Source organism: Pseudomonas sp. AF32 (assembly GCF_022342325.2).
Taxonomy (GTDB): Bacteria; Pseudomonadota; Gammaproteobacteria; order Pseudomonadales; family Pseudomonadaceae; genus Aquipseudomonas; species Aquipseudomonas uvaldensis.
Genome location: NZ_RQJK02000005.1, coordinates 90,241 through 113,329, shown reverse-complemented (window position 1 = coordinate 113,329; position 23,089 = coordinate 90,241). Strand labels below are relative to the sequence as shown.

Annotated in this window: 23 protein-coding genes; 7 read left to right on the top strand and 16 right to left on the bottom strand. The window is 61.4% G+C overall.

Translation table 11 applies throughout. The annotated features are described in order from the left end of the window. Positions 1–92 precede the first annotated feature (92 nt). From EGM97_RS06635 to EGM97_RS06600, 8 genes are all read right to left on the bottom strand, one after another. Positions 93–1,130, bottom strand: a complete 1,038-nt coding sequence (locus tag EGM97_RS06635; protein ID WP_238965443.1) for an AI-2E family transporter — start codon at positions 1,128–1,130, stop codon at positions 93–95. Positions 1,131–1,192: 62 nt separating this feature from the next. Continuing rightward, positions 1,193–1,999 carry a DUF4892 domain-containing protein gene (locus EGM97_RS06630; RefSeq protein ID WP_477788790.1) on the bottom strand — a complete coding sequence of 269 codons (807 nt, stop codon included), beginning with the start codon at positions 1,997–1,999 and terminating at the stop codon, positions 1,193–1,195. A 141-nt stretch (positions 2,000–2,140) separates the two neighbouring features. Next, entirely contained in the window at positions 2,141–2,992 is an 852-nt protein-coding gene (locus tag EGM97_RS06625; protein ID WP_238965445.1) for an alpha/beta hydrolase, read from the bottom strand. After that, positions 2,989–3,783, bottom strand: a complete 795-nt coding sequence (locus tag EGM97_RS06620) for an alpha/beta fold hydrolase (protein WP_238965446.1) — start codon at positions 3,781–3,783, stop codon at positions 2,989–2,991. The genes EGM97_RS06625 and EGM97_RS06620 overlap by 4 nt, the downstream gene beginning before the upstream one ends. Before the next feature lie 293 nt (positions 3,784–4,076). After that, positions 4,077–4,520, bottom strand: a complete 444-nt coding sequence (locus EGM97_RS06615; protein ID WP_238965447.1) for a hotdog fold thioesterase — start codon at positions 4,518–4,520, stop codon at positions 4,077–4,079. A gap of 57 nt (positions 4,521–4,577) precedes the next feature. Further along, positions 4,578–5,030, bottom strand: a complete 453-nt coding sequence (sixA, locus tag EGM97_RS06610) for a phosphohistidine phosphatase SixA (protein ID WP_238965448.1) — start codon at positions 5,028–5,030, stop codon at positions 4,578–4,580. Continuing rightward, complete coding sequence (locus EGM97_RS06605; RefSeq protein WP_238965449.1) at positions 5,027–5,374, bottom strand: DUF4389 domain-containing protein; 348 nt, start codon at positions 5,372–5,374, stop codon at positions 5,027–5,029. Before EGM97_RS06605 ends, sixA begins: the two co-directional genes overlap by 4 nt. Positions 5,375–5,403: 29 nt before the next feature. Continuing rightward, complete coding sequence (locus EGM97_RS06600) at positions 5,404–6,429, bottom strand: NAD(P)H-dependent glycerol-3-phosphate dehydrogenase (protein WP_053150010.1); 1,026 nt, start codon at positions 6,427–6,429, stop codon at positions 5,404–5,406. 198 nt (positions 6,430–6,627) lie between these two features. On the opposite strand from EGM97_RS06600, the gene EGM97_RS06595 reads away from it, so the two are divergent. The 5 genes from EGM97_RS06595 (at position 6,628) to fabB (ending at position 13,567) form a co-directional block, all read left to right on the top strand. Then, the gene (locus EGM97_RS06595) at positions 6,628–8,751 is read left to right on the top strand and encodes a TonB-dependent receptor plug domain-containing protein (protein WP_238965450.1); all 2,124 of its coding nucleotides are present in this window, start codon (positions 6,628–6,630) and stop codon (positions 8,749–8,751) included. After that, complete coding sequence (locus EGM97_RS06590) at positions 8,752–9,684, top strand: ABC transporter substrate-binding protein (protein ID WP_238965451.1); 933 nt, start codon at positions 8,752–8,754, stop codon at positions 9,682–9,684. Next, a complete protein-coding gene (locus tag EGM97_RS06585) occupies positions 9,681–11,582 on the top strand; it encodes an ATP-binding protein (protein WP_238965452.1) in 1,902 nt (633 codons plus the stop codon). The genes EGM97_RS06590 and EGM97_RS06585 overlap by 4 nt, the downstream gene beginning before the upstream one ends. Before the next feature lie 237 nt (positions 11,583–11,819). Beyond that, positions 11,820–12,335 carry a 3-hydroxyacyl-[acyl-carrier-protein] dehydratase FabA gene (gene fabA / locus EGM97_RS06580; protein WP_003204400.1) on the top strand — a complete coding sequence of 172 codons (516 nt, stop codon included), beginning with the start codon at positions 11,820–11,822 and terminating at the stop codon, positions 12,333–12,335. 11 nt (positions 12,336–12,346) lie between these two features. Next, positions 12,347–13,567 carry a beta-ketoacyl-ACP synthase I gene (gene fabB / locus EGM97_RS06575; RefSeq protein WP_232777467.1) on the top strand — a complete coding sequence of 407 codons (1,221 nt, stop codon included), beginning with the start codon at positions 12,347–12,349 and terminating at the stop codon, positions 13,565–13,567. A 193-nt stretch (positions 13,568–13,760) separates the two neighbouring features. Here fabB and EGM97_RS06570 read toward each other — a convergent pair whose 3' ends face one another. Beyond that, positions 13,761–14,225: a DUF3859 domain-containing protein gene (locus tag EGM97_RS06570; RefSeq protein ID WP_238965453.1), complete on the bottom strand. Its 465-nt coding sequence runs from the start codon at positions 14,223–14,225 to the stop codon at positions 13,761–13,763. 230 nt (positions 14,226–14,455) lie between these two features. Further along, on the bottom strand, positions 14,456–15,409 hold the full coding sequence (locus EGM97_RS06565) for an amidohydrolase family protein (RefSeq protein ID WP_238965527.1): 954 nt from the start codon (positions 15,407–15,409) through the stop codon (positions 14,456–14,458). Positions 15,410–15,587: 178 nt separating this feature from the next. Here EGM97_RS06565 and EGM97_RS06560 point away from each other — a divergent pair, with 178 nt between their 5' ends. After that, positions 15,588–16,448: a pirin family protein gene (locus EGM97_RS06560; protein WP_238965528.1), complete on the top strand. Its 861-nt coding sequence runs from the start codon at positions 15,588–15,590 to the stop codon at positions 16,446–16,448. Positions 16,449–16,609: 161 nt separating this feature from the next. On the opposite strand, the gene EGM97_RS06555 is transcribed toward EGM97_RS06560, so the two are convergent. From EGM97_RS06555 to EGM97_RS06540, 4 genes are all read right to left on the bottom strand, one after another. Further along, on the bottom strand, positions 16,610–17,338 hold the full coding sequence (locus EGM97_RS06555) for a dienelactone hydrolase family protein (RefSeq protein ID WP_238965454.1): 729 nt from the start codon (positions 17,336–17,338) through the stop codon (positions 16,610–16,612). A 68-nt stretch (positions 17,339–17,406) separates the two neighbouring features. Continuing rightward, complete coding sequence (htpG, locus tag EGM97_RS06550) at positions 17,407–19,311, bottom strand: molecular chaperone HtpG (protein WP_238965455.1); 1,905 nt, start codon at positions 19,309–19,311, stop codon at positions 17,407–17,409. 86 nt (positions 19,312–19,397) lie between these two features. Further along, positions 19,398–19,859, bottom strand: coding sequence for a PaaI family thioesterase (locus EGM97_RS06545; protein WP_238965456.1), 462 nt, complete (start codon positions 19,857–19,859; stop codon positions 19,398–19,400). Beyond that, positions 19,856–20,320 carry a PaaI family thioesterase gene (locus EGM97_RS06540; protein ID WP_238965457.1) on the bottom strand — a complete coding sequence of 155 codons (465 nt, stop codon included), beginning with the start codon at positions 20,318–20,320 and terminating at the stop codon, positions 19,856–19,858. Before EGM97_RS06540 ends, EGM97_RS06545 begins: the two co-directional genes overlap by 4 nt. A 156-nt stretch (positions 20,321–20,476) precedes the next feature. Here EGM97_RS06540 and EGM97_RS06535 point away from each other — a divergent pair, with 156 nt between their 5' ends. Next, a complete protein-coding gene (locus EGM97_RS06535; protein ID WP_238965458.1) occupies positions 20,477–20,728 on the top strand; it encodes a hypothetical protein in 252 nt (83 codons plus the stop codon). A 75-nt stretch (positions 20,729–20,803) separates the two neighbouring features. On the opposite strand, the gene EGM97_RS06530 is transcribed toward EGM97_RS06535, so the two are convergent. Together EGM97_RS06530 and brnQ are read right to left on the bottom strand one after the other, a co-directional pair. Next, positions 20,804–21,541, bottom strand: a complete 738-nt coding sequence (locus tag EGM97_RS06530; protein WP_238965459.1) for a DUF599 domain-containing protein — start codon at positions 21,539–21,541, stop codon at positions 20,804–20,806. A 193-nt stretch (positions 21,542–21,734) separates the two neighbouring features. Next, positions 21,735–23,048 (bottom strand): branched-chain amino acid transport system II carrier protein, encoded by a 1,314-nt coding sequence (gene brnQ / locus EGM97_RS06525; RefSeq protein ID WP_238965460.1) that lies wholly within the window; start codon positions 23,046–23,048, stop codon positions 21,735–21,737. Positions 23,049–23,089 lie beyond the last annotated feature (41 nt).

Sequence of the window (23,089 nt, the reverse complement as noted above, 5' to 3'; positions counted from 1 at the left end):
ATCCACCACGACCTGACCGTGCTGAACGTGGCGGCCTGTTTTTTTGGCAAAGGAGTTTGCCCCCTCGCAGTAAAGATCCATGCGCCAGACCACTACCGCGCCTGGCTCTTGCTCCAGTCCGTCAACAGGCTGTACGCCACGGCCAACAAGGTCGGGCCGATGAACAGCCCGATGAAGCCGAACGCGATCAACCCGCCGAACACCCCCAGCAACACGATGACCAGCGGCAGGTTCCCGCCGCGGCTGATCAGGTAGGGCTTGAGTACGTTGTCCACGCCGCTGATGATGAACGTCCCCCAGATGCCCAGGAACACCGCCATCCCGTATTCGCCCTTCCACACCAACCAGGCCGTGGCAGGGATCCAGACCAGGGGAGGCCCCATGGGGATCAGGCTGAGCAGGAAAGTGACGATCCCCAGCACCAGCGCACCCGGTACCCCGGCAATCAGGAAGCCGATCAGCGCCAGCACGGCCTGGGCCGCGGCGGTGCCGATCACGCCGTTGACCACCCGCTGCACCGTACCGGCCACCAGCTCGATGTAGTAACCGGCACGGTCACCGATCAGGCGCTCCAGCAAACTGTGGACAAACGCCGCCAGCCGCGGGCCGTCACGGTAGAAAAAGAACACTAACACAATACTCAGGGTCAGTTCGAGGATGCCACCGCCGATCTGCTTGCTGCGCGCCAGCAGCCAGTTACCCACTTGTCCCAGGTACGGCTTGATGGACACCATCATTGCCGCGCCCTGCTGATCGATGCTGTTCCAGATCGCCATCAGCCGCCCGCCCACCAGCGGCAAGCCGGCCAGCCATTGCGGCGCGTCCGGCAGGCCGTCGACCTGCACGTCCCGGATGAATGCCGTCGCGTCGCGCACATGGTCGGCCAGGTTGGAACCCAGCCACACCAGCGGTACCGCCACCAACAACATCCAGCCAAGGGTGAGCAGTCCCGCCGCCAGGGATTCGCGTCCATTGAGCCAGCGGGTCAACAGGCGCATCAGCGGCCAACTGGCGAACGCCAGCACCGCGCCCCAGAACAGCGCCGACCAGAACGGCGCCATCACCCAAAGGCTTGCGCCGAACAACACCAGGAGCAGGATCTGCACCAACAGCCGATCGTTATTAAGCATGTAGGGTCTCGGAAAAAGAACAGGGTCGAGGCAACGGCCAGCAGCCCGTTGCCCGAAACAGCTTATCGCAGCAGCTCAAGGTGCAGGCCCGCGGTATCGCCACTGGCGGCCTCCATCCGCGCCGCCCGCACCCCCTGGCTCGCCAGCGCCTCTCGCCAGGCCTCGGCCTTGGGTCCCGAGAGGCTGACCCGCAGGCCAGTGTCCAGGTTCAACGCCCGGGCCAGCAGGCGCAGCCAGGCTTCGTCTGGATCGCCAACCAGGCGCGGCAAGTCCAGCACGCCGGTGTCCTTGAGCTGGCGCAACAACGTGGCAGATGTCGGCAGCAAGTCGCCCAGGGGCGCGTTTGCCTCGAACTGCTCGACGTGCAGGTACGCCTTGCGATTACCGCGGGTGATCCCGTACAGCGCGATCAGCGTATTGTCCGTCGGCGGCGCCAGGCGCAGCAGCAGGTAAGCCTGGCCGTTGTCGGCACCGTAGAGCTTGGCATTGCCGAATACGTCGTTGGCCCAGAGACTGCTTTCGCCGCAGTCGCGGGCCTGGCACCAGAACAGCAATTCGGCGCCCTGTTTCTGCAACGCTTCGCGAGCGGCGGTGAACCCTTGGGTGGCGGAATGTTCCGGCGGCAACTCGTAGGTAACCGACGTGGTGTTGCCACGGGCATCGACCTGACCGTCGAAACGCAACTGGCCACTGATCTTGCGGATCGCGCCCAGCGGGTAGATCCGCTCCTGGTCCCGGCCTTGCCGGTAATCGACGATCCGCGCATCGGGCAGGCGCGGCACGCGCGCAAGGTCCTGGCTACCGGGCACGTCGGCGGCAAACGCGGCCGGGCCCAGGCAGGCCAGCACCAGCAGTGCAAATGATGGGATGGATGATTTCATTGGATCGACTTGGCCCGGCTTGCTTGCACAAGCCCGGCTTCGACCTTGGGCCGTGAGGCGGGTAAGCAGCGATCTGTCATGGTTGTCTCCCTTTCAACTCGCCCAGCCTCGACAGTTGCCCGTCGCAAGTCAAGAAACGGTGAAGAACCGATTGAAACAGTCTGCTACAAGCGCCGCACCGGATTCATCGTTCAAGTGCAGATGATGGCCGCCAGGCAACTGCTCATGACTGAAGGGTAGACGCTCCAGCAACTCGGGGTGGCGGGCGAGCATGCCCTCGGCCGCCACGATCAGATGGGCAGGACAGCCGACCCGTCCGACGAAGGCCATGGCCTGTTCGTCGGTCAGGCGCAGCGGCGACGGCAGGGTCAGACGGTTATCGGTGCGCCAGGTGTACCCACCGGGCACCGGCATCAGCCCGCGCTGGGCCAGCAGCTCAGCCGCCTCGCGGCTGACGGCCACCAGCCCTTTCATGCGGGCTTCGATGGCGCGGTCGAGGGTCTTGTAGACCGGTTTGGCTTTTTTCCGCAAATCCAACTGCGCCTGCAAGGCCATGCCCATGCGTTCGGCTGCGTTATCGCCCGCGGCGGTAGGGGGAATCACACCGTCGATCAGCCCAAGGTGCGTCACCCGCTCCGGCAATGACCCGGCCAGCACCAGCGACACGATGGCCCCCATGGAATGCCCCAGCAGGGCGAAACGCTGCAAACCCAGTTGTTCGGCGACCTGCAGCACATCATGGGCATAATCCCACAAGGCGTAACCGGCACCGGGCGGGCGATGCCCCGAATGACCGTGGCCGGCCATGTCCAGGGCAATGATGCGCAAGCCTTCGAGCCGGGGAGCCAGGCGCGCGAAGCTGTTGGCGTTGTCGAGCCAGCCGTGCAAGGCGATCACCGGACGCCCGTCTTCCGGCCCGAACAGGTGGGCGGCCAGCTCGATGTGAGGCAGGCTCAGGCGCACTTCCTCGACTGTATTCATGCACTGTGCCCCTCCCAGCGCTGAAACAGATCCTTGAGCAGGTTCGCCGTGTCCAGGGGACGTTCCAGGGGAAACATATGCCCGCCCGGCATGCTCAAGGCTTCGCCACGGGGCATGCGCCCCACCGTGCGAGTGTGATGACGCATCACCACGCGACTCTGGCGACCGCGCACCACCGCCAACGGCACCTTGAGCTTGCGGGGCCGACCAGGGCTGGTGTGGGGCACGCCGCGATAAATGCTGATCTCCGTGGCCGGGTCGAAACGCAGTCGCAGCCGGTCGCCGACCGGTTGGAGACCATGTTGCAAGTAGGCGTCGAAACAATCCGGATCGAAGCCACGGAACAGTGTCTTGCCGGAAAAATACTGCCGGGCCGAGTCCAGATCCGCGAATTCCTCGCGTCGCCCCAGGGTGCGACCGGCCGGCGTCAGGCGGTCGATGAAGCCCAGGCGCTTAGCGGCCAGGATCACCCATTGATCGGCGCGGGTCAGCACCGGCGAATCGAGCATGACCACGCCGCGGTACAACTGGGGGCAACGTAACGCGGCATGCAGGTGCAGCACCCCACCGAGGGAATGACCGACACCCCACACCGGCTGCGGTTGCTGCTCCAGATGATGAATGAGCTCGTCCACCAGATTGTGCCAATTGTCGTCGACCGGAAAACGCGGGTCATGGCCATGGGTTTCCAGGTACGTCACCTGGAACTGCGGCGCCAGCGCGGCAAACAGTTTGCCGTAGGTGGCCGAAGGGAAACCATTGGCGTGGGCGAAGAATATGTGTTGCGGCATGACGGCCAATCCATCGAGGAAACTGGAGCCGATTGTCCGCACAACCCTGCGGGGCGGCAATGACCGTAAATGACAGGAATGATGACAGTCGGGATTGGGCTATGGGCGGCCGGATTTTGAAACTGAGCAAGGTCTAGGTGGCGAGGGGATTTATCCCCGTTGGGGTGCGAAGCGCCCCTAAACCAGCCAATTCGATCAGCTGATATACCGAGTCGCCTGAATGCAGGACTGCTTCGCAGCCCAGCGGGGATAAATCCCCTCGCCACAAGATCCCGCATTCTGCGATACAGACCTCAACGCGACGGCGGTTGCTCTCCCAACGGAACGACCGCCATGGTCAGCCGTGACACGCAGTTGACCTTGCCGTCATCGTTGGTCAGGCGAATGTCCCAGACCTGGGTGGTGCGACCCAGGTGGATCATCCGGGCCGTGGCCGTCACCCGGCCGCTGCGCACGCCACGCAAATGGTTGGCGTTGATCTCCAGGCCCACGCAATAGTATTTGCTGGTATCCACGCACAGATAGGCGGCCATGGATCCGACCGTTTCAGCCAGTACCACCGACGCCCCGCCATGCAGCAGGCCGAACGGCTGGTGGGTGCGGTGATCGACGACCATGCTGGCGGTCAGCGACTCGTCGTCGAACGATTCGAAACGAATGTCCAGCACCTCGCTGATGGTGTTCTTACCCGCGGCGTTCAGTTGCTCGATGTTGGGGGTGGTGCGCCAAAGACTCATCGTTGCCTTTCCTTCATGTTGTTATTTTGCGCAGGGTTCAATATCTGCAGAAGCAAGTCAGGGGTGCTTGATGCCCTTGAGCGTCATCGCGCCGGCCAGCGGCAAGTCGCCTTCCAACTCCGCCAACCCAGCTGTGTGCACCTGCTCAGGTTGTTGCAGATGACCGTGCTGGGCCAGGCCGAGCAGGCTGCCCACCAGCGGGTTATGACTGACCACCAGCACATTATCCCGGTCCATGAGGTGTTCCAGGACGGTTTGCGGCCGGGTTTGCGGGGTGAGCCAGTCAACCGTGAGCAGTTCCGGTTCGAAACCCAGCACCTCTCGCACCAGTTGCGCGGTTTGCTGGGCACGCACGTAGGGGCTGGCATAAATCGCGGTCAACGGTCGCCCGATCAGCTCGGCGGCGCTGCGCAACACTTCTTCGCGACCGTGAGCGGTCAGCGTCCGCTCGGGATCGGGACGGGAGCCGTGAGGCTCGGCCTCACCATGGCGCAATACCCATACGTTCATAGCTTGGGCTCCTCGTCCCGGACCGGATGCGGAGCCGGCGCCACGGCATGCGGCGCTTCCCCTTCCGGCGCACGCGGGGTTGGCCAATCCGCGAACGGCCAGGGCTTCTGGTCACTGTGGAAGGTACCGAATCGGCCAATCTGGGCCAGGAACTGACTCACGCTGTCGCCGAAGTTCATCAGGCTGGCGCTGGGTGCGCCGTAGATCAGCCGATAAATCAATTGCACGAGTACCACGGCGCCGAGGATGAATTGCGCCACCTGCCAGACCAACAGGTAGATGATCATCCACAACACACGTAACAGAATGGACTCGTATTGGGCTTCGCCCCTGGGATCGTTCATGGTTCGCTCCTGTCCTGTATCGCAGAGGCTCAGTTGAAGCCACTGGTGGAAATGAAATCGACGTCGGTCTTGGGTTCGCCGCGCATCAACAGTTCGATGACCTGCTCCAGCGTGCGCCCTTCGAACAGGATCGCATGCAGCCCGGCGACCAGCGGCATATAGACACCCGTCTCCTGGGACTTGGCCTTGAGCACCTTGAGGGTATTGACCCCTTCGGCCACTTCCCCCAACCGGGAGACGGCCTCGTCCAGGCTCAGGCCCTGGCCAAGGGCGAAACCGACCTGGTAGTTACGACTCTTGGGCGACGAACAAGTCACGATCAGGTCACCCACGCCGGCCAGCCCGAGGAAGGTCATCGGGTTGGCGCCCTGGCTGACGGCAAAGCGGGTCATTTCCGCCAGCGCCCGGGTGATCAGCATGCTCTTGGTGTTCTCACCCATCCCCAGCGCCACCGCCATGCCGGCGATGATGGCATAGACGTTCTTCAACGCCCCACCCAGCTCCACACCGAAACGGTCGGCACTGGCATAAACCCGGAAGGTACGACCGTGAAGGGCAGCCTGGACCCGCTGGCACAGTTCTTCGTCTTCGCTGGCCACCACGGTGGCGGTCAAGGCGTGCTCGGCGATTTCCCGCGCCAGGTTCGGCCCTGAGATAACCCCGATCCGCGCCTTGGGGGCGATGTCTTCGAGAATCTCACTCATCAGCTTGAACGTCTGGGCCTCGATGCCCTTGGTCAAGCTGACCAGCAGTTTGCCGCTCAAGCGCTCGGCATGGGGCGCCAGCACCGAACGCAAGGCGCTGGACGGCAAGGCGACGAAAAACAGATCACTGCCGTCGAGTGTCGCCTGCAGGTCGGTCACGGGCTCCACTTCCGGACGGATCTTGATGCCCTTGAGGTAACGCGGGTTCTCGCGATTGACCCGAATGGCCTCGGCCTGCTCGGGGTCTCGCATCCATTGGCGTACAGCGTGGCCGTTCTCGGCCAGCAGATTGGCCACGGCGGTACCGAAACTTCCGCCCCCCAGAACCGCAATCGGGCGCTGTTCAGTCATATGCAATCCGTTCATCCATACCAAGTGGCGATGCCGGGCATTATACGGAGCGGCCGGATGCCGACCAGCCCTCTGTGAAGACCCGCAGTTGTAGGAAGCTGACCACCAATTGCTAGGAAAATGCTATCAACCCAACTGGAAAAGTCGCTCAGCTCAGTTAACATGCCTGCCATCCGTCTGCTACCCAAAGGCTATACCGTGTCCGTTGGCCCCCTCCGCCCAGGTTCGTCGCTGCTATTGGCGCTGCTCATCAGCCCGCCTGCATGGGCCGACGACTTGTTTGTCGACAGCCAGCCCCTGCCTCAAGTCCTGACCGCGACGCGACTCAAGCAATCGCCGGCAGCGGTGCCGGGCAGTATGACCGTGCTGGACAGCGAGTTGATCAAAGCCAGTGGCGCCCGAGACATCAGCGAACTGTTGCGCCTGGTGCCGGGCATGATGGTCGGCAACCTGAGCGGCAACCAGCCCACCGTGAACTACCACGGCACCAACGCCAGCGAGGCCCGTCGCATGCAGGTGTTGATCGATGGCCGCTCGGTGTACCGCGCTGGCCTGGCCACAGTGGACTGGAGCGACATTCCGGTGGCCATGGAAGACATCGAGCGAATCGAAGTCTTCCGCGGCCCCAACACCGTCAGCTACGGCGCCAACGCGCTGATGGCGGTGGTCAATATCATCACGCGCGCCCCGGCCGACAGCCACGGCACCCGGCTGAAAATGACCCGGGGCCAACGGGGTATCAGCGACTGGTACGCCAGCCAGGGCAGCGGCTGGGATGGCGGTGACATGCGGCTCTCGCTGTCCGGCCAGGAAGACGATGGCTTTGACAGCAACCGCAACGGCGCCGACTACCGCGACAGCCGACGCTTGAACCGCTTCAACCTGTCGGTCAGCCAGACCCTCGACGAGCAGCAGAGCATCGACTGGCAGTTGAACGCCAAGGACGGGACCAACCAGCGGCCCTACACCTACAGGCCAGTATTTGCCGGGATCACGGCCGCTGGGGATAACTCCGACGTCATTGCCAAGGATTATGCCGGTTCGCTGCGCTGGAACCTGGACCTGGACCCCGACCACAGCCTTTATGTACAAGGCTCGTTCCAGCATTGGGATCGCCAGCAAACCTGGCGCGCCTGTGATGCCGAGGTGTCCTTCAGTCCACAGTTGACCGATCTCTGGCAGCTCAACCCCAACTACGCCGAGAAGCTGGCGCGCAACATGCCCACCTACACCAATACCGGTGCACCGCCCGGTACGGCGCAGGAACAGGCACTGGCCAACCAGGTGCTCGATCAGTGGCGCAACGGTGCATCGCGGACGTTGTGCGGTGATATCGATCAGAGTGCCCGGGAATCGCGCTACGACCTGGAAATCCAGGACACGCTGAGCCTGTCCGACAGCCTGCGACTGGTCACCGGGGCGAATTATCGCTACGACCGGGCCGACTCCGAGACCTATTTCAACGGCACCCTGGATGACACCACCTGGCGGCTGTTCGGCCAGTTCGAATGGCGAGCCACCGAGCACTGGCTGCTGCAGGGCGGTGCCATGTTCGAAGACACCCGCCTGACCGGCAGTTCGCTGACGCCGCGGGTGGCGGTCAACTACCTGATCACGCCACGCCATGGCCTGCGGGCGGTTTACTCCGAAGCGGTGCGCTCACCGGACATGTTCGAGAACAACGTCAACTGGAGTTACCAGGTCACCAACCTCCAGCCCGGCGCCTTCGGCCGCAGCAGCGCCCGATATTTCGTCCAGACCCGCGGCCCGGGGAACCTCGATCAGGAGCACATGCGTTCCCGGGAACTGGGCTACAACGGTTACTTCATGGATGTGGGCCTGTCGGTGGACGTGAGGCTGTTCCACGACGAAATCACCGGCATGATCAGCGAACCGCTGCGCAACAACCAGTACATCGCCAGCAACTCCAATGAGTCGCAATTTTCCGGGGCCGAAACCCAGCTCGACTGGCGCCTGACCAACGCCGACCGCCTGCGGCTGACCTATGCCTATGTCGATGCGCTGGCCAGCAACCCCCTCGACGAACAACTGACCGCCCGCAACAGCGGATCGGCCGGCTGGCTGCGGGACTGGGGCCAGGGTTGGAACAGCTCGGTGTTCTATTACGCCGCCGATGCCCTCAACGGTTATCGCTTCGAACGGGTCGATACCCGCCTCGCCCGCCGCATCCCGTTGGGCAAGGCCAACCTGGAACTGGCGGGGGTCCTGCAAGAGCGCCTGGACAATCAGCCCACCACGTTCGTCGATAACCGCTACGACTCCCGGCACGTCCTTTATTTCAGCGCGGAGTTGTCCTTCTAGATGTTCCGGGGCCGATCACCCACCAGGCCATTTTCCGGCCGCCTGCCGCTGGCGCTGTGCCTGGTGCTTGCCGGCTGGTTGGCGGTGATAGAGGCCCGGGCCGCCGAGATCCTGCTCACGGGCGCCCAGGACAGCCCCGGCGTGCAATCCTTCACCCAGGCCTTGAAAGCCCTGCGTCCGGAAGACACCGTGCGGTTCACCCCGCTGGCGAACCTGCCGGCGCCGGACAAGTTGCCCGCTGATACCCGGTTGGTCCTGCTGGATTTACCCAGCCTCGATTGGCGCCTGCAAGCCCATCAAGGACCGGCCACGCTGGTGCTGCGGATCAGCCGCCTGCAAGCGCGGGATCGCCTGGGTGAAACGACACCCCCTCACCTGAGCCTGCTGTGGAGCGATCCTCCCGTGGCGCGACAATTGCGGCTGATTCGCTCGGTTCTCCCGCAGGTGCGCAGAGTCGGGGTGCTGTATGACGGCCACAGTGAGTTTCTGCTCAAGGAAATTCGCCAGGTCGCGGCACCGTTGGGCTTGGAGATCGTCACCGAGCGCTGGGACGACACCAATGACAGCCGCCCCCTGCAAGACCTGCTGGGCCAGAGCGATGTGCTGCTGGGCCTTGATGACCCCGACTTGTACAACCCCAAGACCGTGAAGAACCTGCTGCTCAGCAGCTATGCCAGGCAACGTGCGTTAATCGGGCCAAGCGCGGCCTTCGTCAAGGCCGGCAGCCTGGCCAGCACCTACAGCGACCAGGAAGACTGGCTGGCGATTCTCGACGAGTTGCTTGACCGTCCCGCCTCCAGTTGGCCGCGCACCTTGTATCCGCCCCGCTTCAAAGTCTTGAGTAACCGCCAGGTTGCGCGTTCCCTGGGGATCGAACCGATCGATACCGAATCCGTCGCTTCGCAGTTGGCCGAAGGAGAACAACGCCCATGACCTTGCGTCGCCGTTGGGATATCAATACCCGCACCCAGCTCATCTCCCTCGGCCCGGCGTTGCTGCTGACCGTGCTGCTGATCAGTTTCTTTACCTTCGTGCGGATCCAGGACTTGCGCCAGGAACTCAATCACACCGGCCAACTGATCGCCAACCAACTGGCCCCGGCCACGGAATACGGGGTTATCTCCGGTAACAACGAGGTGCTGGAAAGTCTGCTCACCGCCACCCTGGCCACGCCCCACGTGCGCTTCCTGGAAGTCCAGGACGCCACGGACCGGGTGTTGGTGTATGTCGAACAGCCGGCGCAGAACCGCAGCCACTCCCAGCAAATCGAAGTCTTCCAGGCACCGGTGCGCCTGCAACGCATCGCCCTGAACAATGATTTCCTGCAAGGCAACAACCCGACCGCCGAGACGCCCGGCGAAGATTACCTGGGGCGGGTAGTCGTCGGCATGTCCAGCGACGCCTTCAGCCAACGGCAACAGGAGATTCTGCTAAAGGCCGCGATCCTGGCGCTGTTCGCCTTGCTCTTCACTTTTCTGGTGGCGCGCCGCCTGGCTTTGAACCTGTCCCGGCCGATCCGCGACATCGGCGATGCGGTCAAGGCCATCCAGCAGGGCGACTACAGCAAGCCCCTGCCCATCGTCGACGACGCCGAACTCGGGGCCTTGTCGCGCCATATCAACAACCTGGCCGACGGGCTGGAGCAAGCCAGCCGGGAACAGCACCAGGCCATGGCACAGTTGATCAAGACCCGCGAAGAAGCGGAAAAGGCCAACAGTGCCAAGTCCGAGTTCCTGGCGATGATGAGCCATGAACTGCGCACCCCCATGAACGGTGTGCTGGGCATGCTGCAACTGCTGGAAACCACCCGGATGACCGAGGAGCAGCAGGAGTACACGGCGCTGGCTTCGGAATCCACCGAACACCTGTTGAAGGTAATCAACGACATCCTCGATTTCTCGCGCATTGAACGCTCGGCCCTGGAGCTGGAGCACATCCCGTTCAACCTGGCGGAACTGGTGAGCAGTTGTGCCCAGTCCTTCCAGCACAGCGCCGCACAACGCAAACTGGGCCTGGACTTGCTGATTCCCGACGACATGCATGCCTTGCGGGTACAAGGCGATCCGACGCGGATCAGACAGATTCTGGTGAACCTGATCGGCAACGCGCTGAAGTTCACCGAGCAAGGCCGCGTTACCGTGCAATGCCAGTGGCAGGCCCTGGATCACGAACTGCTGTGGTTTACCTGCGCGGTACGCGACAGCGGCATTGGCATTCCGGCCGAAAGCCTGGAACGCATGTTCGACGCCTTCCAGCAGGCGGACAGCTCCATCTCCCGACGCTATGGCGGCACCGGCCTGGGCCTGCCCATCGCCAGGACCCTGGCCGAACGCATGGGAGGTACCCTGCGGGCGCAGAGCGAAGAAGGCCAGGGTTCGGTGTTTACCCTGGAAATTCCCCTGGCGTTGTCCACGCAGAGCCCACCGGTCCTGGCGCCGCGATTGCCGGGCGACAAGGGAGACGGCGAAGGCCGTCATGTGCTGCTGGTAGAGGACAATCCGGTCAACCAGACCGTGATCGAAGCCATGTTGCGCAGCCTGGGCTTCGCCGTGAGCATCGCTTCCGACGGCGCCCAGGCCATACGCAGCGCCGAAAGCCTGATGTTCGACTTGATTCTGATGGACTGCAGGCTGCCCCTCGTCGATGGCTACGAGGCCACGCGACAGATACGCCAGCTGCCGGGCTGCGGCACGGTGCCGATCGTCGCGTTGACGGCCAACGCGCTACAAGGCGACCGCGAAGCCTGTCTGACGGCAGGCATGAACGATTACCTCGCAAAACCGTTCAAAAGAACTGATCTGCAGCAAATTATGCAGCGTTGGGTGCATTAGTAACCCGTGTGGCTGGCGTGGAAAGCGAAAGTGCGGCAGTCTTAGGCACCCGACGAGCCTCGACTGGAGGCTTGAATTAATATTTCAGTGCACAGGTGTTCATTCATTTGCCTCTGCGCTGTGACTTTCACTACAACGCAATAGTCTATGGGTAGGCTGCCGATGCGAGGCATGAACGCTTCGATCGGCCGGGAAGATTCGCCCCACCCTGCCGCATGGGATTATTGAGGAGCTCGCATGACCAAACAAAACGCCTTTACCCGGGAAGATCTGCTGCGCTGCAGTCGCGGTGAGCTGTTCGGCCCAGGTAACGCGCAACTGCCCGCCCCGAACATGCTGATGGTGGACCGTATCACCCATATCAGCGAAGAGGGCGGCAAGTACGGCAAAGGTGAATTGGTCGCCGAGCTGGATATCACTCCGGACCTGTGGTTCTTCGCCTGCCATTTCGAAGGCGATCCAGTAATGCCGGGCTGCCTGGGCCTGGATGCCATGTGGCAGCTGGTCGGTTTTTTCCTCGGCTGGCAGGGTCTGCCGGGCCGCGGTCGCGCCCTGGGCTCGGGCGAAGTGAAGTTCTTCGGTCAGGTCCTGCCGACCGCGAAGAAAATCACCTATAACATCCATATCAAACGCGTCCTCAAGGGCAAGCTGAACATGGCCATCGCCGATGGTTCGGTGGCTGTCGACGGTCGCGAGATCTACACCGCCGAAGGCCTTCGGGTCGGCGTTTTCACCTCCACTGACAACTTCTAAGGGTTATCCGCATGCGCCGCGTCGTTATCACTGGTCTGGGCATCGTTTCTTGCCTGGGCAATGACAAAGAGACCGTCTCCGCTAACCTGCGTGCAAGTCGCCCGGGCATCCGGTTCAACCCGGAATACGCCGAAATGGGTCTGCGTAGCCAGGTTTCCGGCTCCATTGACCTCAACCTCGAAGAGCTGATCGACCGCAAGATCTACCGTTTCGTCGGCCATGCAGCGGCTTACGCCTACCTGGCCATGAAGGATGCCATCGCTGACTCGGGCCTGACCGAAGAGCAGGTGTCCAACCCGCGCACCGGGCTGATTGCCGGTTCCGGCGGCGCCTCGACCCTCAACCAGATGGAAGCACTGGACATCCTGCGCGAGAAAGGCGTCAAGCGCGTCGGCCCGTATCGTGTCACCCGGACCATGAGCAGCACCGTTTCCGCCTGCCTGGCCACGCCCTTCAAGATCAAGGGCCTGAACTACTCCATCGCTTCGGCCTGCGCCACCAGTGCACACTGCATCGGTACCGCCATGGAACAGATCCAGATGGGCAAGCAGGACATCGTCTTTGCCGGCGGCGGTGAAGAAGAACACTGGAGCCAGTCGTTCCTGTTCGATGCCATGGGCGCCCTGTCCAGCAAGCGCAACGACACCCCCGAGAAAGCCTCGCGTGCCTACGATGCCGACCGTGACGGTTTCGTCATCGCCGGTGGTGGTGGCATGGTGGTGGTCGAGGAACTGGAACACGCCTTGGCCCGCGGCGCGAAAATCTACGCCGAAATCGTTGGCTACGGCGCCACGTCCGACGGCTACGACATGGTGGCCCCGAGCGGCGAAGGTGCTATTCGCTGCATGCAGATGGCCATGTCCACCGTGGATACCCCCATCGACTACCTGAACACCCACGGCACCTCGACCCCGGTCGGTGACGTTGCGGAAATGAAAGGTGTGCGTGAAGTGTTCGGCGACAAGGCCCCGGCCATCAGCTCCACCAAGAGCCTGTCGGGTCACTCCCTGGGCGCCGCTGGCGTTCACGAAGCGATCTACTGCATGCTGATGATGGAAGGCAACTTCATCGCCGGTTCGGCCAACATCGACGAGCTGGACCCGGAAGTGGCCGACCTGCCGATCCTGACCAAGACCCGTGAAGACGCCAAAATCGACACCGTGATGAGCAACAGCTTCGGTTTCGGCGGCACCAACGCCACCCTGGTACTCAAGCGCTGGCAGGGCAAGTAAGCCCCGCTGCTTCGTCATGAAAAACGCCCCGACTGATTCGGGGCGTTTTTTTTTTGCGTCTTCAACTCACCGCAGTCCCCTGTGGGAGCGAGCTTGCTCGCGATAGCGGTGTATCAACTTGCAGTGATGTTGAATGTGCTGCCGTCATCGCGAGCAGGCTCGCTCTCACAGGGGGTTTGCGGTGGTCGGGGAGTCAGCGCACCACAAAGCGCTGCTGCGTCAGCAACCGATCGCCCTGGAACACCATGAACCGCCATTCGCCCGGCACCACTTCATGGCTCTCGGTGAATTCATAAGCCATCACGTCCTGAGGCGCGCCGGGTACCAGCTTCTGGGTGACTTCGAATTTGTCATGGAGCACCCCATCGGCAGTCCGAATGCCCGGAGTGAAATACAGAAGTGTCAAAGGCTGGTCATCGGCCACCTTGCCGACCAACTGATAGCGCATGCCAAACTTGGTGCCCAGCTTCGCCGGTACGGTTTCGGTCTGGCGAATAGGTTCGTTGCTGCGCCGCAACACCCGCTCTCCCGATTGCAGCTCGGCTTGCGCCCCTTCAAAAACGCCATATTCCACCGGGCCTTCGACACGGACTTCGGCCTGAGCCAGGCCGCAGGTCAACAACAGCGCCAACAGTGCGCTTGAACGGCTGAATTGCATGGTGCGCTCCTTGATTGAGATGAGCGCGAGGGTATGACGCGGGCGTGACAGACTGATGACAAAGCAGATTTACATGCCCCTGCAAGGCTATTGTGGCGAGGGGATTTATCCCCGCTGGGCTGCAACGCAGCCCCAAACCCAACAACTGGACCATCTGATTAGTTGAGTCGACCGTTTTGGGTCTGCTTCGCAGCCCGGCGGGGATAAATCCCCTCACCACAAAGTGTTTCTCATCTGGGGGCGGAACGCGGCAACACCGCCAGGAAATTATCTCGCGCTACCTTCCTCGCCACCTCTTCGGGCAACGCATCCAGGAACGGATCAAAGCTGTGCAGCTCCTGACCCAGTTTGTTGAAACGTCCTACCACATCCGACCCCACCATGAAGCGGTCAGGGAAGCGCTCCACCAACTCGACCCACTCCGGACGGGGCTCGCCCGCCTCGTCCAGCAAATACGGCGTCAGCAGGCTCCAGGACAGGTCAATGTACAAGTTCGGGTAAGCCTCCAGCATCCGACTCAATGTTGGCAAGAGGAAATCCAGTCGGGTCTGGTGCCGGTGGATCTCCATGCTGGTGCCGGCATGAGCCCAGATGAACCGCGTGTGGGGATGGTTACGCAACGGCTCTTCGATTTCCGGCAGATAAAGTGGATTTTTCTCACGCTTGGAGGTGATGTTGGAATGCAACATCACCGGCAGGTCGCTCTCCGCCGCCAAGTGGTAGATCCGGGTCATCGCCTCGTTGTTGGCCCTCGGGGTATCGCCCGACGTCAGCGCGGTCAGATCGTCGTGCCGAGTAAACACCTCTCCGATGCCCTGCCACAACCCGGGATACAGATCGAGCATGCGCTGAATGTGGGCGGCGGAGTTCTTGTCGTTGGGGTTGAAGCCCGACAGGAAAGGATGGAAGTGCTTGCGTTGTTCAGGCGTCAGTTTGTTCACCGCCGCCGCGACGATCACATCGGTGGCGCTGTACCAATAGGCGTCCGCATCGTCACCGGCGTAATACCGTGGCCGCTTGGGCTCGTCTTCATGCCATTTCTTGGCCACCGGAATGCCGGAAATCATGACGTGCTCGATGCGATTGTCAGCCATCGCCTTGAGCAGCTCAGGCATCCCGGCAGTTTCCTGGAAGAAATCGACATAATGCAGGTGCGCATCGCTGTAGGCATATTCGCGGGCCATGGCAGTAACGCTGAAAACCACCAGCAGCCAGGCAATGATCAGACGGATCAACGGGTAATCTCCACAGGCCATGAGCAGCATAGACCCCGCGCTTCCCGCCGGGGTTCAAGTCGCCTGTGCCATCATCGGCGGCACCGGGTTATGCTCACCGCCTCCGTTGCTCAATCTGGAAGACACCATGACCACGTCCCTGACCGTTCGCCCCCGTGCAGAAGATGTCGAAGGCCAGCCGATTCTCCGTCCTCTGCCGTCCGCCAAGTGCCGCAGCGTGGGACCTTTCGTGTTTTTCGACCACATGCTGCAAACCACCTATCCGGCCGGTAAAGGCATGAATATCCGCCAACACCCCCACATCGGGCTGTCCACCCTCACCTACCTGTTCGAAGGCACACTCCAGCACAAGGACAGCCTCGGTTCCGATCAGGTGGTAGAGGCCGGAGACGTCAGTTGGATGACCGCCGGCAGCGCCATTGCCCATGTGGAGCGCACACCCGAGGCACTGTTGGGCAGTGATTTCGTCATGCACGGCTTGCAAGTCTGGCTGGCCTCGCCCAAATCCCATGAAGAAGGACCGGGGCACTACAGCCATCATCCGGCCCGCACCTTGCCGGTCAGCGACACTCTGGGGATCCGTATCCGCATGATCGCCGGGTCAGGCTTCTGCCTGGAATCGCCGGTACCGGTGTTGTCTCCTACGCTGTATGCCGAACTGAACCTGCAGACCGCGACGACTCTGCTGATTCCCACCGAGCATGAAGAACGGGCACTGTATGTGTTAAGTGGTGAAGCGAAACTGGAGGGAGAACCGGTTGAACCCCATTCGCTGGTAATACTGCCGGCCGGGGCGGAAATGACATTGTATGCCGAGAGCGATTGCCATGCCGTGCTGTTCGGTGGCGCGTCGTTGGACGGGCCGCGACGGATGAACTGGAATTTTGTCTCCAGCGACCCGGCCCGGATCGACGAAGCCCGTCGACGCTGGGCGGCCGGGGATTGGCCGACCGTGCCGGGGGAAAATGAACGGATTGAGTTACCCTGAATCCTGCACTGCCTGATAGATAGCCATCGCGAGCAAGCTCGCTCCCACTGTGGACCGATGTGGTTAGCAAATGCTGCGAACAACTCGGTCAATGTGGGAGCGAGCTTGCTCGCGATAGCGTTGGATCAGACTACAGGCAACCCCGGATCCAGTCCCGGATTTCAATCCTTGAACACCTCATCCAGCAAGTTATGCATTGACCTGAACGCCCTGTTGGCGACCTTGGCGTCGTACATCATTTTGCCCGGCACATTGGCTTGTGGATCGGTAAACGAATGCACCGCCCCGCCGTAGCTGAGCAGTTGCCAATCCACCCCGGCGGCATTCATTTCGTCTTCGAAAGCCGGCAGTTGTTCCTTGGGTACCAAAGGATCGGACGCACCGTGCATCACCAGTACCGCGCCCTGGATGTTGCGCGCATCCGCGGGATCCGGCGTATCCAGAGTGCCGTGAAACGAAATGGCCGCCTTGAGCGGCGCGCCTGTACGGGCCAGCTCCAGGGCACAGCAGCCGCCGAAGCAGAAACCGAATGTGGCAAGCTTCGACGCATCGACCGGCGCCTCGCCCTGGCTTTGCAGTTGTTCGAGCGCGGCCTGCATGCGCTTGCGCAGCATGGCCCGATCATTCTTGAGCGGCATCATTGCCGCCCCCGCTTCATCGGCGTTGGTCGGCCGTACCGTCTGCCCATACAGGTCGGCAATCAACACCACGTACCCGTTGGCCGCCACCGACTTGGCGATCTCCTCGGCCCCCGCCCCTACACCCATCCAGTTCGGCGCCATCAACAGGCCCGGACGCGGGCCCTGCTGGTTGATGTCGAAGGCCAGACGGCTTTCATAACGTTGACCTTCGATCTGATAGACCAGTGAGCGAACCGTGATCTGGCTCATGACAGACTCCTCTTCAATCGAACACCTGAAATGAAAAACCCGCCGAAGCGGGTTTTTCCTGCACTTGATTAAGCTGACAGTTCCACCAACAGCTTGTTCAGGCGGCGAACATAAGCCGCCGGATCCTTCAAGCTGTCGCCAGCGGCCAGGGCCGCCTGGTCGAACAGGATGTGCGACAGATCGCCAAAACGCTCTTCGCTCTGTTCGTTGTCCAGCTTCTCCAGCAACGGGTGAGCCGGGTTGAATTCGAAGATCGGCTTGGAGTCCGGGACTTTCTGGCCGCTGGCTTCGAGAATCTGACGCATCTGCAAGCCGAGGTCCTGTTCACCGATGGCCAGGATCGCCGGAGAGTCGGTCAGGCGGTGGGACACGCGCACTTCGCTGACCGCATCGCCCAAGGCCGTCTTGATTCGCTCGACCAGACCTTCCTTGCTCTTGGCGATCTCTTCGGCGGCTTTCTTGTCTTCTTCCGAATCCAGGTTGCCGAGGTCCAGGTCGCCACGGGCCACGTCGACGAAGCTCTTGCCATCGAACTCGTTGAGGTAGCTCATCAGCCACTCGTCGATGCGGTCGGTCAGCAGCAACACTTCGATGCCTTTCTTGCGGAAGACTTCCAGGTGCGGACTGTTCTTGACCTGGGCATAGGTCTCACCGGTGAGGTAGTAGATCTTGTCCTGGCCTTCCTTGGCGCGGGCCAGGTAATCGGCCAGGCCGACGATCTGTTCGCCATCGTCGCCCTGGGTCGAGGCAAAACGCAGCAGGCTGGCAATTTTTTCCTTGTTGGCGAAGTCCTCGGCCGGACCTTCCTTCATTACCTGACCGAAGTTTTTCCAGAAGTTCTTGTACTGTTCGGGCTCGTTCTTCGCCAGTTTCTCCAGCATATCCAGCACACGCTTGGTCAGCGCCGACTTCATGGAGTCGATGATCGGATCTTTCTGCAGGATTTCCCGCGAGACGTTCAGGGACAGGTCGTTGGAGTCCACCACGCCCTTGATGAAGCGCAGGTAGAGCGGCAGGAACGATTCGGCCTGGTCCATCACGAATACACGTTGCACGTACAGCTTCAGGCCACGAGGGGCTTCGCGCTGGTACAGATCGAACGGTGCGCGGGCCGGCACGTACAGCAACGAGTTGTATTCCAGCTTGCCTTCGACCTTGTTATGGCTCCAGCTCAGCGGGTTCTCGTAATCATGGGCGATGTGTTTGTAGAACTCCTGGTATTCCTCATCCTTCACCTCGGTGCGTGGGCGAGTCCACAGGGCACTGGCGCGGTTGACGGTTTCCCATTCCACTTCAGGCTTTTCTTCGCCCTCGGCAGCGGCGACCTGCTTCGGCAACTCGATCGGCAGCGCGATGTGGTCGGAGTATTTCTTGATGATGTTGCGCAGGCGCCAGCCATCGGCGAACTCGTCTTCGCCGGACTTGAGGTGCAGCACGATGCGGGTTCCGCGATCGGCCTTGTCGAGGGTGGCAACCTCGAACTCGCCTTCGCCCTTGGACGACCAGTGCACACCTTCGCTCGCGGCGAGGCCGGCACGGCGGCTGAAGACTTCGACATGATCGGCCACAATGAACGCGGAATAGAAACCGACGCCGAATTGACCGATCAGGTGGGAATCCTTCTTCTGGTCACCGGTCAGGTTCTTCATGAAGTCGGCGGTGCCGGATTTGGCGATGGTGCCCAGGTGAGTGATCACCTCTTCGCGGCTCATGCCGATGCCGTTGTCTTCCAGGGTGATGGTTTTCGCGTCCTTGTCGAAGCTCACGCGGATTTTCAGCTCAGCGCCGCCTTCCAGCAATTCTGGCTTGGACAGGGCTTCGAAACGTAATTTGTCGACAGCGTCAGAGGCATTCGAGATCAGCTCGCGAAGGAAAATTTCCTTGTTCGAATACAGCGAGTGAATCATCAGGTGCAGCAGTTGCTTTACCTCGGTCTGGAAGCCCAGGGTTTCCTTTTGAGTTTCCACGCTCATTGTCATCAAACTCCAAGTGGATGGTGGTGTCCGCCTCGCTGAGTCGGCGGCGGGATGACCTCAAGGTGGGGGCGCCCCTGATAATTTCAAGGGTGGGTCGGCTTTGCGGGCTCCTGGATCTTGAAATGCGCCCGCGCGGTCGCGATGGGCCCGGCCGCGTCGTCCTGCCAGGCCGTGATGGCCACGTTGGCTACCCGTCGCCCCTGGCGCCAGACCTGGCACTTGGCATAGGTGTCGCGAAACTGCCCGGCGCGCAGGTAATCCAGGGAGAAGTCGATGATTTTCGGCACACCCGGCGTGCGGGTGACGATCAGCAGATGAACGGCCGCCGACAGCTCCATGAAACCGGCAATGACACCGCCATGGATCGCAGGCAATAAAGGGTTACCAATGTTTTCCGGGCTGGCCGGCAGGCGAAACAGCAGCTCATCGCCCTGTCGGATGCATTCGGCGCCGATCAACTGTGCATAAGGGATCGAGGCCATCAATAGCCCATAGTCGCCTTGCTCGCAGGCTTGGCGCAATTGTTCGCGAATAAGATCAGTCATGACTTGCCTGCCCCGGCCCTGCCGAGGCCCCTGGCATGCTGGCCCAGGCGCATGAATGTACCCACCACGTGGGCGATGGGCTGTTCGGGGTCGTCTTGATAGGCAAAACCCCGCGTGAAGATCACGTCCGGCGTGACCCGATAACACTGGGCGAAGCCGTAGACGTCCTTGTCTGGCGCCGCGGCATGCATGTAATCGATACGCAGGTCGAGGGTCGGACAGACCTCGAACTCAGGCAGCACGCACAGGGTCGACATGCCGCACGCGGTATCCATCAATGACGTCAATGCACCACCATGGATGATGCCTGTGAGGGGGTTGCCGACAATCCGGGGGCTGAAAGGCAGCACCAGCGTCAGCCCTTCCTCGCTGGCGCTGTGCAACTTCAAACCCAGCACCTGACAGTGCCGCAGTGCGGATAAAAAACGGGTCGCACGCTCAAAAATGGGGTTTTCAGCCATTCGATCAAGGCCCTTTATAAGTGACGCAAGCGCAAAACCGGCAATGCGATAAAGTTCCGTTCCAACACGGAGTTATATATCTGTCGCAAAAGAGGAACTTACCCGTGGGGGGTGGCTCAAAAGGCCAGTAGTTATTTCCATAAGGAGAAACACCCCATGCGTAAGACTTTAGCTATTGCCTTGATGTTGACCGCCTCCCTCGGTCTCGCTGCCTGCGATAAAAAATCCGAGGACAAAGCTCAAGATGCCGCCCAACATTCCCAAGAAGCTCAGCAAAAAATGGGCGAAGCACAGGATAAAGTGAACGAAGCGGCAAAAGAAAACGCCGAAGCCGCCAAAGATCAGGCCGAATCGAACAATGCCGCCACGCAGGAACAAGCCCCTGCCACCGCGCCTAAAACCAACTGATACGGTTTTAGCCACAAAAGAAAACCCGCCTGGTGCGGGTTTTCTTTTGTCTTCCATTCAGCTTGGCCCAGTCGCTCAGACCACGTCCTTGGTCACTTCGGCGGGGGGAGCCTCAGTCGGGGTATAGACCATGACATCCAGCACATCGGAATGAAATTCCCGACGGTAAAGCACGAACACCACACCGGCGCTCATCAACATGAATAACCAGGGGCTGACGAACCACGCCAACATGGACATGCCGAAATAATAAGAACGCAGGCCAAAGTTGAACTGGTTGGCCGCCATCGAAATCACCCGCGCCGCCCGTAATGCAAAGGCCCTGCGCTCCTGTTCCGACACATGTCTTTCACCGATCATCGGTGCCGACCCCACCAGGACCGCCGCGAAGTTGTATTGACGCATGCACCAGCTGAAGGTGAAGAACGCGTAGACAAACACCAAGGCCAGGCACAGTAATTTGACTTCCGCCAGCCCTTGGGAAGCCTGCTGCACCAGCGGCAGGTCCGCCAGCAACGACACCGCCCGATCCGACGCCCCCAGTACCGTCAGAATACCGGCCAGGATGATCAGCGTGCTGGAGGCGAAGAACGAGGCATTGCGCTCCAGGTTGCCAATCACGCTGGCATCGGCAATACGGTTTTCGCGCAGCAACATCCGGCGCATCCAGTCTTCCCGATACAGATGCATCACACTGGCCAGGCAGGCCGTATCACGGGCCTTCCACGTGGCATAACGGGTATAGCCGCCCCAGCAGACGATGAACCAGACGGCGGCGAGAAGATGAGTCAGATTGGCTTGGATGAATGACATTCGATTCCTTGTATGACATGAACATGGAGCAGCTTGCAGTGAACCCTGTCGGAATGGGCTTGCTCCCACAATGGGCTATGTAAACTTTTCAGGACAGTGCTTCGACGTTAGCTCACGAAAAAAGACACGGCATCCAAAAAAAATGCCCCGTATCGATTGATACGGGGCATTTCAGTTCCTGCCGGTGGGTCGCTTAAGCCAGCGCTTCGCTGCGCTTGCCCAGCAGGCGATCACAGACCACGGCCACCGCCAAAGTCATCACCGAAGGCACCAGCCAGGCCAGTCCCTGCTCGCTCAGAGGCAGATGGGCCAGTTGCGAAGGCATCCAATCCGCCAGCCCGGCACCCTTCAGGGCGTCGACCAGGCCGAACAGCAGCGACACCAGCATCACCGGGCCAACGATACGACCCTGCTCGTGCCAGAAGTCCTTGCAGAAGCTCAGGGCCACCAGGGCGATACACGGCGGGTAGATCGCGGTCAGAACCGGGATCGAGAATGCGATCAGCTTGGTCAGGCCCAGGTTGGACACCAGCAGCGAAAACGCTGCCAGGATCACCACCAGCGTCCGATAGGACAGGGGCAGGACGCGGCTGAAATATTCCGCGCAGGCGCAGGTCAGGCCGACCGCGGTCACCAGGCAGGCCAGGGAGATCAGCACGGCCAGGAAACCACTGCCCAGACCACCAAACGTATGTTGTACATAGGCATGCAGCACCGCGGCGCCATTCGTCGCGCCCATGGCCACCTCGTGGCTGCCCGAGCCCAGGCGGAACAGGCTGACGTAGACCAACGCCAGGCCCACTCCGGCGATCAGCCCGGCAATGATGGCGTAGCGGGTGATCAGGGCCGGCGACTCGACGCCACGGGAACGGATCGCGTTCACGATGACGATGCCGAATACCAGCGCCCCGAGGGTGTCCATGGTCAGGTAACCATTGATGAACCCTTGGGAGAACGGCGCCGCCACGTACTCCGGCGTTGCCACGCCGATATCGCCGGCGGGCAAGGCAAACGCGGCGATACCCAGTACGGCCAGGGCGATGATCTTCAGCGGCGCGAGGAAACGTCCGACAGTGTCAAGCAGCCGGCCCGGATAAAGCGAGATAAAGAACACCACCAGGAAATACACGGCACTGTAGAGAAACAGCGCCAGCGGACTTTCACCGGTCAACGGCGCCAGGCCGACTTCGAACGAGACGGTGGCGGTGCGTGGCGTGGCGAACAGCGGGCCGACAGCGAGGTAGCAGACTGCCGCCAGCAGGCCACCGGCGATCTTGCCGATGGGGCTGCTCAAGGCATCCATCGCCCCACCGACCTTGGCCAGCGCAACGACGGTGATGACCGGCAATCCGACCGCGGTGATCAGGAAGCCCAACGCCGCCATCCAGACATGAGGCCCGGACTGCAAACCGACGATAGGCGGGAAGATGATGTTACCGGCCCCGACGAACAGGGCAAAGGTCATGAAACCAAGCGCCAGGATGTCCTGGCCTTTCAACACTTTCATTAAGGAAACCACACTACTGAATCGGAATTTAGAGAGGGATT

Excerpts from the sequence above, each read along its gene's own strand:
- EGM97_RS06620 (WP_238965446.1), bottom strand. The coding sequence starts at position 3,783 with ATGCCGCAACACATATTCTTCGCCCACGCCAATGGTTTCCCTTCGGCC.
- EGM97_RS06590 (WP_238965451.1), top strand. The coding sequence starts at position 8,752 with ATGTTCCGGGGCCGATCACCCACCAGGCCATTTTCCGGCCGCCTGCCG.
- EGM97_RS06555 (WP_238965454.1), bottom strand. The coding sequence starts at position 17,338 with ATGAGCCAGATCACGGTTCGCTCACTGGTCTATCAGATCGAAGGTCAA.
- EGM97_RS06530 (WP_238965459.1), bottom strand. The coding sequence starts at position 21,541 with ATGTCATTCATCCAAGCCAATCTGACTCATCTTCTCGCCGCCGTCTGG.
- EGM97_RS06535 (WP_238965458.1), top strand. The coding sequence starts at position 20,477 with ATGCGTAAGACTTTAGCTATTGCCTTGATGTTGACCGCCTCCCTCGGT.
- EGM97_RS06585 (WP_238965452.1), top strand. The coding sequence starts at position 9,681 with ATGACCTTGCGTCGCCGTTGGGATATCAATACCCGCACCCAGCTCATC.
- htpG (WP_238965455.1), bottom strand. The coding sequence starts at position 19,311 with ATGAGCGTGGAAACTCAAAAGGAAACCCTGGGCTTCCAGACCGAGGTA.
- EGM97_RS06625 (WP_238965445.1), bottom strand. The coding sequence starts at position 2,992 with ATGAATACAGTCGAGGAAGTGCGCCTGAGCCTGCCTCACATCGAGCTG.
- EGM97_RS06570 (WP_238965453.1), bottom strand. The coding sequence starts at position 14,225 with ATGCAATTCAGCCGTTCAAGCGCACTGTTGGCGCTGTTGTTGACCTGC.
- EGM97_RS06540 (WP_238965457.1), bottom strand. The coding sequence starts at position 20,320 with ATGGCTGAAAACCCCATTTTTGAGCGTGCGACCCGTTTTTTATCCGCA.
- EGM97_RS06545 (WP_238965456.1), bottom strand. The coding sequence starts at position 19,859 with ATGACTGATCTTATTCGCGAACAATTGCGCCAAGCCTGCGAGCAAGGC.
- fabB (WP_232777467.1), top strand. The coding sequence starts at position 12,347 with ATGCGCCGCGTCGTTATCACTGGTCTGGGCATCGTTTCTTGCCTGGGC.
- EGM97_RS06600 (WP_053150010.1), bottom strand. The coding sequence starts at position 6,429 with ATGACTGAACAGCGCCCGATTGCGGTTCTGGGGGGCGGAAGTTTCGGT.
- sixA (WP_238965448.1), bottom strand. The coding sequence starts at position 5,030 with ATGAACGTATGGGTATTGCGCCATGGTGAGGCCGAGCCTCACGGCTCC.
- fabA (WP_003204400.1), top strand. The coding sequence starts at position 11,820 with ATGACCAAACAAAACGCCTTTACCCGGGAAGATCTGCTGCGCTGCAGT.
- EGM97_RS06565 (WP_238965527.1), bottom strand. The coding sequence starts at position 15,409 with ATGGCCCGCGAATATGCCTACAGCGATGCGCACCTGCATTATGTCGAT.
- EGM97_RS06605 (WP_238965449.1), bottom strand. The coding sequence starts at position 5,374 with ATGAACGATCCCAGGGGCGAAGCCCAATACGAGTCCATTCTGTTACGT.
- brnQ (WP_238965460.1), bottom strand. The coding sequence starts at position 23,048 with ATGAAAGTGTTGAAAGGCCAGGACATCCTGGCGCTTGGTTTCATGACC.
- EGM97_RS06635 (WP_238965443.1), bottom strand. The coding sequence starts at position 1,130 with ATGCTTAATAACGATCGGCTGTTGGTGCAGATCCTGCTCCTGGTGTTG.
- EGM97_RS06615 (WP_238965447.1), bottom strand. The coding sequence starts at position 4,520 with ATGAGTCTTTGGCGCACCACCCCCAACATCGAGCAACTGAACGCCGCG.
- EGM97_RS06560 (WP_238965528.1), top strand. The coding sequence starts at position 15,588 with ATGACCACGTCCCTGACCGTTCGCCCCCGTGCAGAAGATGTCGAAGGC.